The organism is Rhodococcus sp. NPDC057014 (assembly GCF_042673295.1).
Lineage (GTDB): Bacteria > Actinomycetota > Actinomycetes > Mycobacteriales > Mycobacteriaceae > Rhodococcus_F.
Map to the genome: position 1 here is coordinate 1 of NZ_JBHUSF010000255.1, position 13372 is coordinate 13372.

General features: G+C 68.8%; 9 protein-coding genes and 1 tRNA gene. 3 read left to right on the forward strand and 7 right to left on the reverse strand.

What is annotated here, in order from left to right; all coding sequences use genetic code 11:
* Nucleotides 1–14: 14 nt before the first annotated feature.
* The 6 genes from rho to argS form a co-directional block, all read right to left on the reverse strand.
* Nucleotides 15–2078 carry a transcription termination factor Rho gene (rho, locus tag ACFTZB_RS33935; protein WP_378438446.1) on the reverse strand — a complete coding sequence of 688 codons (2064 nt, stop codon included), beginning with the start codon at nt 2076–2078 and terminating at the stop codon, nt 15–17.
* A 328-nt stretch (nt 2079–2406) separates the two neighbouring features.
* Nucleotides 2407–3351, reverse strand: coding sequence for a homoserine kinase (thrB, locus tag ACFTZB_RS33940; protein ID WP_378438448.1), 945 nt, complete (start codon nt 3349–3351; stop codon nt 2407–2409).
* A 44-nt stretch (nt 3352–3395) separates the two neighbouring features.
* The gene (thrC, locus tag ACFTZB_RS33945; RefSeq protein WP_072946109.1) at nt 3396–4478 is read right to left on the reverse strand and encodes a threonine synthase; all 1083 of its coding nucleotides are present in this window, start codon (nt 4476–4478) and stop codon (nt 3396–3398) included.
* Nucleotides 4475–5788, reverse strand: a complete 1314-nt coding sequence (locus ACFTZB_RS33950; RefSeq protein ID WP_276141416.1) for a homoserine dehydrogenase — start codon at nt 5786–5788, stop codon at nt 4475–4477. The genes thrC and ACFTZB_RS33950 overlap by 4 nt, the downstream gene beginning before the upstream one ends.
* Nucleotides 5785–7206, reverse strand: a complete 1422-nt coding sequence (lysA, locus tag ACFTZB_RS33955) for a diaminopimelate decarboxylase (protein ID WP_378438451.1) — start codon at nt 7204–7206, stop codon at nt 5785–5787. The genes ACFTZB_RS33950 and lysA overlap by 4 nt, the downstream gene beginning before the upstream one ends.
* On the reverse strand, nt 7203–8855 hold the full coding sequence (gene argS / locus ACFTZB_RS33960; RefSeq protein ID WP_378438453.1) for an arginine--tRNA ligase: 1653 nt from the start codon (nt 8853–8855) through the stop codon (nt 7203–7205). The genes lysA and argS overlap by 4 nt, the downstream gene beginning before the upstream one ends.
* 207 nt (nt 8856–9062) lie before the next feature.
* On the opposite strand from argS, the gene ACFTZB_RS33965 reads away from it, so the two are divergent.
* Together ACFTZB_RS33965 and ACFTZB_RS33970 are read left to right on the forward strand one after the other, a co-directional pair.
* Complete coding sequence (locus ACFTZB_RS33965; RefSeq protein ID WP_378438455.1) at nt 9063–9983, forward strand: DUF3105 domain-containing protein; 921 nt, start codon at nt 9063–9065, stop codon at nt 9981–9983.
* Nucleotides 9976–10710 (forward strand): DUF305 domain-containing protein, encoded by a 735-nt coding sequence (locus ACFTZB_RS33970; RefSeq protein ID WP_378438457.1) that lies wholly within the window; start codon nt 9976–9978, stop codon nt 10708–10710. The genes ACFTZB_RS33965 and ACFTZB_RS33970 overlap by 8 nt, the downstream gene beginning before the upstream one ends.
* Before the next feature lie 9 nt (nt 10711–10719).
* Here ACFTZB_RS33970 and ACFTZB_RS33975 read toward each other — a convergent pair whose 3' ends face one another.
* Nucleotides 10720–13122, reverse strand: coding sequence for a phosphoketolase (locus ACFTZB_RS33975; RefSeq protein WP_378438459.1), 2403 nt, complete (start codon nt 13120–13122; stop codon nt 10720–10722).
* A gap of 166 nt (nt 13123–13288) precedes the next feature.
* Between ACFTZB_RS33975 and ACFTZB_RS33980 the strand changes: the two genes are divergently transcribed.
* A tRNA-Arg gene (locus ACFTZB_RS33980) sits at nt 13289–13361 on the forward strand.
* The last annotated feature ends 11 nt before the right edge of the window (nt 13362–13372 follow it).

Consider the following 13372-nt stretch of genomic DNA (forward strand, 5'->3'; position numbering starts at 1 on the left):
CTACGGGTCGATGATCAGTCGTCGATCGCGCCCGGAGCAGTCTTCGACACCTGCATGAGGAATTCGAGGTTGCTCTTGCTCTTCTTGAGCCGGTCGATCAGCAGATCGATGGCCTGGTGCGAATCGAGTCCCGAGAGCACGCGCCGGAGCTTGTGCAGCACCGCGGCCTCGTCCGGGCTGAGCAGCAGCTCGTCCTTGCGGGTGCCGGAGGGGTTCACGTCCACGGCCGGGAACACGCGACGTTCCGCGATCTTGCGGTCGAGCTTCAGCTCGGCGTTACCGGTGCCCTTGAACTCCTCGAAGATCACGGTGTCGCCGGTGGAACCGGTCTCGACCATGGCCGTCGCGATGATCGTGAGCGAACCGCCGTTCTCGATGTTGCGCGCAGCACCGAGGAAACGCTTCGGCGGGTACAGCGCGGTCGAGTCGACACCACCGGAGAGGATGCGTCCCGACGCCGGTGACGAGTTGTTGTACGCGCGGCCGAGGCGGGTGATCGAGTCGAGCAGGACGACGACGTCCTTACCCGCCTCCACCAGGCGCTTCGCACGCTCGATGGCGAGCTCGGCGACCGAGGTGTGGTCTCCCGGCGGGCGGTCGAAGGTCGAGGAGATGACCTCGCCCTTCACCGAACGCTGCATGTCGGTGACCTCTTCGGGACGCTCGTCGACCAGCACGACCATGAGGTAGCACTCGGGGTTGTTGGTCGCGATGGCGTTCGCGATGGCCTGCAGAACGCTGGTCTTACCGGCCTTCGGCGGGCTCACGATCAGCGCACGCTGTCCCTTGCCGATCGGCATCACCAGGTCGATGACACGCGTCGTCAGGATGTTCGGCGTCGTCTCCAGACGCAGCCGCTGATTCGGGTACAGCGGGGTGAGCTTGCCGAACTCGGGGCGCTTCTTGGCCGCTTCGACGTCGCCGCCGTTGACGGTGTCGATGCGGACCAGCGGGTTGAACTTCTGCCGCTGATTGCCCTGGTCACCCTCGCGTCCCACCCGGACTGCGCCGGTGATGGCATCGCCGCGACGGAGGCCGTTCTTGCGGATCAGGTTCATCGACACGTAGACGTCGTTCGGTCCGGCCAGGTAGCCGGAGGTCCGCACGAACGCGTAGTTGTCGAGGACGTCCAGGATGCCCGCGACCGGCTGCAGGACGTCGTCCTCGCGGATCTCGGTCTCGCGGGCGTCACCGCCGCCGCCTTCGCCGCGGTCGCGTCCACGACGACGTTCGCGGAAGCGACGTCCGCGGCGTCCGCGACCGCCTTCCTCGTCGTCGCCGGGACGGTTGTCGTTGGTGCGCGGGCCGTTGCCGCCCTGGCCGCGGTCGCCACGGTTGTCGCGGTCACCGCGGTCACTACGGTCACCGCGGTCGCCCCGGTCACCGCGGGTATCGCCACGGTCGCCGCCGCGCTCACGTCGGTTGCGGTCGCCGCCCTGCTCGCCGGAGCCGTCCTGCTTGGCCGGCTTCTCGGCCGAATCCTGACGGTCTTCGGCCTGCTTGCGCTCGGCCTGCTGAGTGTCGGTGGCAGTCGCCGAGGCGGTGTCCTGAGCGTTGCCGCCCTGGTCACCCTGCTCGGGAGCGCCTGCCCGACGCGCGGATCCGCGGCGCTGGCGGCCACGACGTCCACCTTCGGCGGTGTCGGTGTCGCCGGTTGCGCCGTCGCCCGTCGCGGGTTCGGCCGTCTTGGGCTCGGCGGCCTTCTCTGCGGGCTCCGCCTGCGGAGTCACTTCGAGTTCGGTTTGCGCGGACTGTTCGCGCTTTGCACGCGTTGCCCGGGTCCGGGGAGCGGTGTCGGTCGCGGCAGCGGCCGGGGCCGCAGAACCGCCCTGACGCTCCTTGATCGCGGCGATCAGGTCGCCCTTGCGCATCCCCGAAATGCCCTTGATGCCCAGCTCACCTGCGAGAGAGCGGAGCTCGGTGAGCACCATTCCGGACAGCCCGGCACCTCGGCGCGCGTCGGCGCGCTTTGTGGAGGCCGTCACTGATGACGCCTGTGAAGAGTCGCCTGCCTGCGCGCCAACGGTATCCACCGAGGAGGCGCGCACAGGAGCGGCGATGAGGTCCGTATCGGTCACGGAGGTCCTTTCCTTCCCTCACTCGCGCTGCGCAGAGTCGAGGGTTCGTCCCGTAATTCGGTTTCGAATACCGAATTCGGATGTGCCGTACGTAGTTGCATGTGAAGAACTGCCGGCTTGCCCGCCATCACATCACCCTTGAAACAGGCGCGTACTCGCAATCCCTACACGACAGATAGTGCGGAGGATCGTGCCAGGAGCCGTCAACCCCGATTGACCTGGAGTAATTGCCCTGGTGAAGCACCGGCGTCTGATGCGCACGATGTACGGACATTGCCCAGGATAGCTGTGAACGCCCGTAGGGGCAAGGAGACGCCCCTACGGCGTGTCAGCTGGTCCTGACGCCGTCGGCGACGTCCAGTTCGAGAACCTGCAACCCCTCGGCCTCGGCCTGCGCTCGAAGATCCACGGGGAAAGGCTCCGTGGTCAATGCCAGGACGGTCGGTCCGGCTCCGGAGACGGTGGCGGCGATACCCGCCTTGCGGAGGACGGCGATCCATCGCGTCGTCAGCGGAAGCGCCGGAGCGCGCTGCGTCTGATGCAGCCGGTCCTCGGTGGCCGACATGAGAAGGTCGGGACGCTCTGTGAGCGCCACCACAGCGAGGGCCCCACGGCTGACGTTGAACGCGGCATCCCGGTGGGGAACCGTCTCCGGCAACAGACCCCGCGTGTGGGCCGTCGACGACCGCTCCCCCGGAACCAGCGCGACGACCCGGATCGCGGGGTGCACCTTCAGCGCGACGGCCGAGTAGATGTCGGTGGCCGCGGGGGCTCCGTCGGCCTGCTCGCCCGCGCAACTCCACGACACGACGGCGCCGCCGAGCACGCTCGCCGACGCGTTGTCGGGGTGCCCTTCGAATTCGGACGACAGCTGGACGAGCTGATCGAGCGACAGCCCGAGTTCGGGGTCGAGCTTGATCGCCAGGCCGTTGGCGGCCGCGAGTCCCCCCACGACGGCGGAGGCGGAGGACCCCAGACCCCGGGAATGGGGTATCACGTTGCGGCACACCACATCCAGGCCGTCGGCCCACACTCCGGCCGATTCCAGGCCGCGTTCGATCGCCCGGACCACGAGATGGGACGGACCCCACGGCACGTCGTCGGCCCCCTCGCCCTCGACCCGGATGTTCAGCCCCGAAGCCGTGGTGGTCACGGTGATCTCGTCGTACAGTCCGAGCGCGATGCCCAGCGTGTCGAAACCCGGGCCGAGGTTGGCGCTCGACGCAGGCACGCGGGCGGTCACGGTGAGGCCCGCGGGGAGGGTCTGTGTCATGGTGGCGGTCTGGTCCTGCGGCGTGGTGGGCGTGGGCGCCCCCACTACGCCAGCTCGAGGGCCGAGGCGACAGCGACAGGGTCGACCGGGATCGGTTGGACCTCAGGCATACCGGCCAGCGCCGTGTCGGGGTCCTTGAGGCCGTTACCGGTGACCGTGCAGACGACGGTCAGCCCGGAGTCCAGCCAGCCCTCCTTGCGCGCGGCGAGCAGGCCCGCGACGCTCGCGGCCGACGCGGGTTCGACGAACACCCCTTCCGTCCTGGCGATCAGCCGGTACGCCTCGAGGATCTCGTCGTCGGTGGCCGCCCGGAAGGCGCCGTGCGACTCTTCCTTGGCGGTGACCGCACCGTTCCAGGATGCCGGCGAGCCGATGCGGATGGCGGTCGCGATGGTCTCCGGGTCCTTCACCGGCGCACCGTGGACGAGCGGCGCCGCGCCCGCGGCCTGAACGCCGAGCATGCGGGGCTTCACGCTGGTGAGCCCGTCCGCGTAGTACTCGGAGTACCCGCGCCAGTAGGCGGTGATGTTTCCGGCGTTGCCGACCGGCAGGGCGTGCACGTCGGGGGCCTTGCCGAGGGCGTCGCAGATCTCGAACGCCGCGGTCTTCTGACCCTCGATGCGGACCGGGTTGACCGAGTTCACGAGCCCGATCGTGGGGAACTCCGCGGTGGTCTTGCGGGCCAGTTCGAGACAGTCGTCGAAGTTGCCCTGCACCTGGATGATCCGCGCGCCGTGCATGACGGCCTGCGCGAGCTTGCCCATCGCGATCTTGCCCTGCGGCACCAGCACGGCGCAGGTCATCTTCGCCTTGGCGGCGTACGCGGCGGCGGAGGCGGACGTGTTACCCGTGGACGCGCACAGGACGGCCTGCTGACCGCGGGCCAGCGCATCGGTGACGGCCATCGTCATGCCGCGGTCCTTGAACGAACCGGTGGGGTTGAGCCCTTCGACCTTCAGGTAGACGTCGCAACCGGTGATCTCCGACAGGTGCCCGGCGGGCAGCAGCGGGGTGCCGCCCTCGCGCAGGGTGACCGTCTTCCAGTTCGGTCCGATGGCGAGGCGGTCGCGGTAAGCCTCGATCAGCCCCGGCCAGGGGGTGTGAACGGGGTTACGGGTGCCGGTCATTGTTCGGTGCCTTCCAGTCGCAGCACGCTGGTCACAGCGGTGACGAATTCGAGTTTGCTCAGGGCCTCAACGGTTTCCGACAGGGCGGAATCCGTCGCGACGTGGGTCACGACGACGAGGCGTGCGCCGTCGCCGGCGCCTTCCTGCCGCACGGTGGAGATGCTGACGCCGTGCTGCGAGAATTCGGCCGCCACCGCCGACAGGACCCCGGCCTTGTCCGCCACCTGCATGTTGACGTAGTAGCGCGTGGGGATGTCGCCGATCGGCGCGATCTTCAGCTTGGCGTACTTGGACTCGCGGGGTCCGCGGCCGCCGTTCACCTTGTTGCGCGCGGCCATCACCAGGTCGCCCATCACGGCCGACGCGGTGGGTGCACCGCCGGCGCCCTGACCGTAGAACATCAGGCGCCCGGCGTTCTCCGCCTCGACGACGACGGCGTTGAACGCGCCGTTGACCGAGGCCAGCGGGTGCTCCAGCGGCACGAGAGCCGGGTAGACCCGCGCGGAGATCCGTTCCTTGCCCTCGGGGGTCGTGATCCGCTCGCAGATGGACAGCAGCTTGATCGTGCAGTCGAGTGCGCGTGCCGACGTCAGGTCTGCCGCGGTGATCTTGGAGATCCCCTCGCGGTACACGTCGGCGGCGGTGACCCGGGTGTGGAACGCGATCGACGCGAGGATGGCCGCCTTGGCCGCGGCGTCGTAGCCCTCCACGTCGGCGGTCGGATCGGCCTCGGCGTATCCCAGGCGTCCGGCCTCGGCGAGGGTCGCGGCGTAGTCCGCGCCGGTCTCGTCCATCGCCGACAGGATGAAGTTGGTGGTCCCGTTCACGATTCCGGCGACCTTGTTCACCCGGTCGCCGGCCAGCGACTGGATGAGCGGGCGGATCACGGGGATCGCACCGGCCACGGCGGCCTCGAAGTAGAGGTCGACGTTGTGCAGTTCCGCGGCCTCGGCCAGTTCACCGGTGTGATCGGCGAGGAGCGCCTTGTTGGCGGTGACGACGGACTTGCCGGAGTTCAGCGCCGAGAGAATCAGCTTGCGGGGCAGATCCATGCCCCCGATCACCTCGACGACCAGGTCGACGTCGTCGCGGGCCACGAGGGACTCCGCGTCGGTGGTCTGCAACTCCTCGGGAATTCCGCGGTCCTTGCCGGGGCGGCGGACGGCCACTCCACGCAGTTCCAGCGGGGCGCCGACGCGAGCCTCGAGGTCTTCGCTGTGCTCCTGCAGGATGCGCACGACCTCGCTCCCGACGTTGCCGAGGCCGAGGACGGCCACACCGATAGCGCGATGCGCCGATTCGCTCGTCACTCTTGTACCTCCAAGCTCAACAGGTCTTCCACGGTTTCCCTCCGCAGGATCACGCGCGACTGTCCGTCGCGCACCGCCACCACGGCAGGGCGGGCGAGCAGGTTGTACCTGCTCGACATCGAATAGCAGTATGCACCGGTGGCCGCGACGGCGAGCAAGTCGCCGGCGTCGATGTCCTCGGGCATCCAGGTGTCGCGGATCACGATGTCACCGGATTCGCAGTGCTTGCCGACGACGCGGGACACCACCGGCGCCGCGTCGCTGACCCGCGAGACCAGTTTGGCCTCGTACTCCGCCTGGTACAGCGCGGTGCGGATGTTGTCGCTCATACCGCCATCGACGCTGACGTACCGGCGGGTCAGGTTGCTGCCGACGGTGACGTCCTTGATGGTGCCGACCTCGTACAGCGTCACCGTTCCCGGTCCGGCGATCGCGCGGCCGGGTTCGACGGCGAGCGTCGGCTCCGGCAGACCGGCGAGCGCCGACTCGTGGCGCACGATGTCGCCGAGTTTGGCGGCGAGCTGGTCGACCGGCGGCGGGTCGTCGGTGGGGACGTACGAGATTCCCATGCCGCCGCCGAGGTCGATGATCGAGATCTGGGCAGTCTTCTCGACGCCGAACTCCGCGACGACGTCCCGCAGGAGCCCGATCACACGGTGCGCCGCCACCTCGAAGCCGTCGACGTCGAAGATCTGCGAGCCGATGTGGCTGTGGAGACCGACGAGGCGCAGGTTGTCGGCGGCGAAGACTCGCCGGACCGCGTCGATCGCCTTACCGCCGGCGAGCGAGAACCCGAACTTCTGATCCTCGTGGGCAGTGGAGATGAACTCGTGGGTGTGCGCTTCGACTCCGACCGTCACGCGGATCAGGACGTCCTGCACCACACCGGCTTCGGCGGCCACCTTGTCGAGGCGGTCGATCTCGGTGGCGGAGTCGAGCACGATGTGCCCGACCCGGGCCGACACGGCGGCGGTCAGCTCGGCGACCGATTTGTTGTTGCCGTGCATGGCAATTCGCTCCGCCGGGAAACCGGCGTGCAGCGCGACCGCGAGTTCGCCGCCCGACGCGACGTCCAGGGACAGGCCCTCGTCGGCGACCCAGCGGGCGATCTCGCCGCACAGGAACGCCTTCGACGCGTAGTGCACCTTGGCCGTCGGCCCGAAGGCGCGGGCCATGTCGCGGCAGCGGGACCGGAAGTCGTCCTCGTCGACGACGAACAGTGGGGTGCCGTACTTCTCGGCCAGTTCGGTGACCGGGATACCCGCGATGCTCACCACCCCGTCCGCGGCGCGGCGGGCGTTGCGCGGCCACACCTCGGGGGAGAGTGCGGCGAATGCTGCCGCGTCGGCGGGACGTTCGGGCAGACCGGGCGCGTGCAGTTGCTCGGCGTGCTTGGGACCGGCGGGGTGCGCGCTCACATCTGCTCCGGTGCGCTGACGCCGAGCAGGGCGAGTCCGTTGGCCAGGACCTGACGGGACGCGTCGCACAGCGCCAGTCGCGCGATGTGCAGCGGGCCGACCTCTTCGTCGCCCTGGGGCAGGATGCGGCAGGCACCGTAGAACCGGTGGTAGGCGCCGGCCAGTTCCTCGAGATAACGCGCAATGCGGTGCGGCTCACGCAGATTCGCAGCACTGGTCACGACCCGCGGGTACTCGCCGAGGGTGCGGATCAGATCGCCCTCCTGCTCCGAGGTCAGCAGCGAGAAGTCGGGATCGGTGACGGCGATACCGAGGTCGGCGGCATTGCGGGCGATGGCCGACAGCCGGGCGTGCGCGTACTGCACGTAGTACACCGGGTTCTCGTTGCCGGTGCTCGTCCACAGTTCGAGATCGATGTCGATGCTCGAATCCACCGACGACCGGATCATGGCGTACCGCGACGCGTCGACGCCGATCGCCTCGACCAGGTCGTCCAGGGTGATGACGGTGCCGGCACGCTTGCTCATCTTCACGGCGACACCGTCGCGGACCAGGTTCACCATCTGGCCGATGAGCACCTCGACGGTGTCGGGGTCGTCGCCGAACGCGGCCGCGGCCGCCTTGAGCCGGCCGATGTACCCGTGGTGGTCCGCACCGAGCATGTAGATGCACAGGTCGAAGCCGCGGGAGCGCTTGTCCTGGAAGTAGGCGATGTCACCGGCGATGTACGCCGCGTTGCCGTCGCTCTTGATGACGACCCGGTCCTTGTCGTCGCCGAAGTCGGTGCTCTTGAGCCACCAGGCGCCGTCCTCCTGGAAGAGGTTGCCGGAATCCTTCAGCGTCTCGACGGCCTTCTCCACCGCGCCGGACTCGAACAGCGAGTTCTCGTGGAAGTAGACGTCGAAGTCGACGCCGAACTCGTGCAGGGTGCGCTTGATGTGCGCGAACATCAGGTCGACGCCGATGGCGCGGAAGACCTCCTGCTGCTCCCCTGCGGGCAGGTCCAGCACGTCGGGGCGCTGCTGCTGCACCGAGGTGGCGATGTCGGCGATGTAGGCGCCCGCGTATCCGTCCTCGGGGGCGGGTTCGCCCTTGGCGGCGGCGATCAGCGAGCGGGAGAACCGGTCGATCTGGGCGCCGTGGTCGTTGAAGTAGTACTCGCGGGTGACCGCCGCGCCCTGGGTGGACAGGATCCGGCCCAGCGCGTCGCCCACCGCGGCCCAGCGGGTTCCACCGAGGTGGATGGGGCCGGTGGGGTTCGCGGAGACGAACTCGAGGTTGATCTTCTTGCCGTCGAGCGTGTGGCCGGACCCGAACGCCGTCCCCGCCTCGAGGATCTTCGCGACGATCGCGCCCTGCGCGTCGGCGGCCAGGCGGATGTTGAGGAAGCCCGGGCCCGCGATGTCGGCGCTGTCGATGCCCGCGGCCGCGGTCAACGCGTCGGCGAGCCAGCCGGCCAGCTCACGCGGATTGGTACCGACCTTCTTGGCCACCTGCATCGCGACGTTGGTGGCGTAGTCGCCGTGCTCGGGATTGCGCGGACGCTCGACCGTGAGAGTTTCGGGAAGCACGGACACGTCGAGTCCGCGTTCGGCGAGCACTTTCGCGGCGGTTCCGCGGAGCAGTTCGGCAAGGTCAGCTGGAGTCACAGGTATCTATCCTATGGCCAACGCGTCCCGAGCGGTGATCCGGCTTCCCGCGAGTCCCGGCGACCGCCGGCGAGCGTGGGCCCGGCCACTCTCCCAGGTTGCGCTCAGGGTGGGTAAGTACAGTGGGATCGCCCTGAGTCCCGGCTCTCAGCTCCCGGTCGCCGGGGGTCGAGCGCCCGTAACCCACTCACCGAAAGATCACAATCGATGCCAAGCGGTTCGGAAAGTCGCGGTCCCGATAAGAACTCGGGCGCGAAGTCGGCGAAGGCCATCAAGGCCGCCAAGAAGAAGAGCGGCGGCGCGAAAAACAAGGGCGGCGCGTCCGCTCCGCGGAACATCCCGTGGTTGACGATCGGCGCCGGAGCGGCCGTTCTCGCGCTCGTGGCGGTCCTCGCGATCAATCTGATTCCCAAGTATCAGGCCAAGGAAGAGGCCGCGAAGTACGCGCCGAGCGCCGAGAACCCCGACCCGTCGGTCAACATCGACGGCGTCGTGAAGGTCGATTACCCGGCAGGCATCCACATCCAGCCGACGCAGCGCGTCGCGTACGACCAGTCGCCGCCGTTCGGCGGCCCGCACGACGCCATCTGGGCGACGTGCACCGGAACGGTCTACCCGAACGCGATCCGCACCGAGAACGCGGTGCACTCACTCGAACACGGCGCCGTGTGGATCGCCTACAACCCGGACGAGCTGTCCGCCGACCAGGTCGAGACACTGAAGGACAAGGTGGACGGCGAGACGTACACGCTGCTGTCGCCGTACCCGGGCCTCGACAGCCCCGTTTCCGTGCAGTCGTGGGGCCACCAGCTGAAGGTGGACAGCGTCGACGACGAGCGCATCGACCAGTTCGTCACCGCGCTGCGGATCAACAAGAACACGTACCCCGAGGTCGGCGCGAGCTGCTCGTCCATCCCGGGCTCCGGTTTCGACCCGGACAACCCGCCGCCGTTCGATCCGTCCACACCGGGCGCGGACGCGGTGCCGATGGACGGTGGCGGAATCAGCCCCGACCAGTCGGAGTCCGGCGGCGCGGGGGCGCAGCTGCCGAGCGGCATGCAGCTCCCGTCCGACCTGCAGCTGCCGTCCGATCTGCAGCAGGCCCCGGCCGAGGGCGGCAATGGCTAGTTCTGCCGAACCCGGGCACGGACCCGAGACCGATTCCGTCGACGAGGCGGCCCCGGCCCGGCCCAGTCAGCGCACAGCGCTGCTGGTCATCGGACTGATCGGCGCCATCGCGCTCGGATTCGCGCTCGGGTTCCTCGCCCGGCTTCCGCTCGAGGACTCCGGCACCCCGGTTCCCGAGGCCGGTTCCGTCGATGTCGGATTCGCGCAGGACATGAGCGTGCATCACAGCCAGGCGGTGGAGATGTCGGCAATTGCGCTGGCCAATGCCACCGACCCGGCGGTCCGCAGCCTCGCGTACGACATCCTCACCACCCAGCAGAACCAGCTCGGACAGATGCAGGGCTGGCTCGCGCTGTGGGATCAGCCGGCACTGCCGTCCGGCGGCTACATGGGCTGGATGGGATCGGAGCACTCGGACGGTCACACACACGGGACCGCCGAGAACTCGCACACGGGGTCGATGTCGAAGATGCCCGGCATGGCGTCGTCGGAGGACATGGCCGCGCTGCGTCAGGCCACCGGCCCGGCCGTCGACGTCCTGTACCTCCAGCTGATGCTGCGGCACCACCAGGGCGGGCTCCCGATGATGGAGTACGCGGCCCAGCACGCATCTGAGGACGCGGTCCGCAGCCTCGCGCAGACGATGGTGGACACCCAGCAGAGCGAGGCGACGGTGATGACGAACATGCTCACCGCGAAGGGCGCCGCTCCCCTGCCTATGAACTGACGTCCGGCGTCACGACCACGTCCAGTCGCGCACCTCGGGCATGTCCTCGAGGTGCGCGACGACGTATTCGCCGTGCCGTTCGAGTTGCCGGAGGCAGAAGTCGGCCAACTCCGTCGCACCGGCCGGTTCCCGCCGCGTGCGGCGCAACGCGGCGAGGGCGAGGTGGTAGCGGCTCATCCTGTTGAGCACGACCATGTCGAACGGTGTGGTCGTGGTGCCCTGTTCGCTGAAGCCGCGGACGTGGAAGCGGTCCGGTGCGGGACGTCCGTGCATCAACTCGTGGATGGCGCGCGAGTACCCGTGGAACGCGAACACCACGTGGGTGTCCGCGGTGAAGAGGTCGAGGAACGTGCGCGCGTCGAATCCGTGCGGGTGCTCGGTGGGTGTGAGCAGCCCCATCAGGTCGACGACGTTGACCACCCGGGTGACCAGTTCCGGGGTGTGTTCGCGCAGCAACTGCGCGGCGGCGAGAATCTCCTCAGTCGGGACGTCTCCGGCGGCGGCGAGGACGACGTCCGGTTCGGTGCCCGCAGAAGACTCCGTTCCGGCCCACTCCCACACCGACGCCCCCGCAGCGCAGTGCGCGTGCGCCTCCGCGAGGGTCAGGTACTGCAGGTGCGGCTGCTTGTCGACCACGACGAGGTTGACGTGATCGGTGCTGCGGAGGCAGTGGTCGGCGATCGAGAGCAGGGTGTTCGAGTCCGGTGGGAGCCACACCCGGACCACGTCCGGTGCGAGCGGGATGACGGCGTCGATCATGCCGGGCCCCTGGTGACTGAAACCGTTGTGGTCGTTGCGCCAGCAGGTGCTGGTGAGCAGGACGTTCAGCGAGGCCACCGGCGCCCGCCACGGCAGATCCACCGCATGCTGCAGCCACTTGGTGTGCTGGACGAGCATCGACACGCTCACCATCGCGAAGGCCTCGTAGCTCGCGAACAGTCCGTGCCGCCCCGACAGCAGGTACCCCTCCAGCCAGCCCTCGCAGAGGTGCTCGCTGAGCACCTCCATCACCCGGCCGCCGGCCGACAGTCCGTCGTCGTAGTCGGTGACCGGGAGTTGCCAGCACCGGTCGGTCACCTCGAAGACGGCGCCCAACCGGTTGCTGGACGTTTCGTCCGGGCAGAACAGCCGGAAGTATCCACCGCCGTCGGGCGTGGTGGTAGCGGTGTACAGGTCGCGGAGCAGTTCCCCGAGCACCCGGGTGGTCTCGTGGTGGGTGGTGCCGGGTTCCTCGATGGGGAGCGCGTACTTCTCCAGGGGCGGCACGGGAAGATCCGCGCGCAGGCGGCCGCCGTTCGCGTACGGCGACGAACCCATCCTCTTGTCGCCCTGCGGCGCCAACCGCACGAGGTCCGGCACGAGTGCGCCGGACGAGTCGAACAGTTCGTCCGGGCGGTACGACCGCATCCACTCCTCGAGCTGACGCAAATGGGCCTCGTCGGTCCGGACCCCCGACAGCGGAACCTGGTGCGCCCGGTGCGTGCCCTCGACGAGCACGCCGTCGACGGTGCGCGGACCGGTCCAGCCCTTGGGGGTCCGCAGCACGATCGCCGGCCACCGGGCGGCGCTGCGCCTGCCTGCCCGTGCCTCCCGCCGAAGGTCCGCGATCGCGGTGTGGGCGTCGGTCAGCGCGCGATGCAGCGCGGGGAACACCTGCCGCGGGTCGTCGCCGGAGACGACGACCGGCGCCCACCCCTGACCGCCGAGGAACGCTTCGAGGTCGGCGTCGCTGCTGCGGCCGTGGACGGTAGGCCCGGCGATCTTCGCACCGTTGACGTGCAGGATCGGCAACACTGCACCGTCGCGTTCCGGATTGAGGAATGCGGGCAGTTTCCACGACGCCGACAGCGGTCCCGTCTCCGCCTCTCCGTCTCCGATCACACACGCCACCAACAGATTCGGATGGTCGAAAGCCGCCCCGGCGGCGTGTGCGAGCGCGTAGCCGAGTTCGCCTCCCTCGTGGATGCTGCCCGGAGTCTGCACGCTGACGTGACTCGGGATGCCGCCCGGCGTCGAGAACTGCCTGCAGAGCCGGTGGATACCCGCGGCGTCGCGGGACACGCCCGGATACACCTCCGAGTACGTTCCCTCCAGGTACGTGGCGGCGACGAGCGCCGGACCACCGTGACCGGGACCGGTCACGTAGAGGCAGTCGGTGTCGGTCCGGCGGATGATACGGTTCAGCAGGGCGTAGACCATCGACAGCCCCGGACTCGTTCCCCAGTGCCCGAGCAACCGCGGTTTGATGTGCTCCGGGCGCAACGGCTCCCGCAGAAGCGTGTTGTCCTGCAGGTAGATCTGCGCGACCGTCAGATAGTTGGCCGCCGCCCACCACCGCAGGTCCGACTCGAGGTCGGCATCGGAATAGTGCCCGTCGGAATCCTGCGATCCCGGCTGCCGTACATCGGTCATCCTCGACCCCTCCCCGAGAGTTCGCGAGCGTCCACGTCCTCCCGACACTAGGCGTGTTCGGGCCCCTACCGGGGCGAGTCCACGAAGTAGGGGGACCGATTTGGTCGATCCCCCTACCTATGCGCTACCATTGGCCAGCCCAATCGGCACACCGGTTTTCCGGTGCGCCCCCGTAGCTCAGGGGATAGAGCGTTCGCCTCCGGAGCGAAAGGTCGCAGGTTCGAATCCTGCCGGGGGCACACGACAAAGC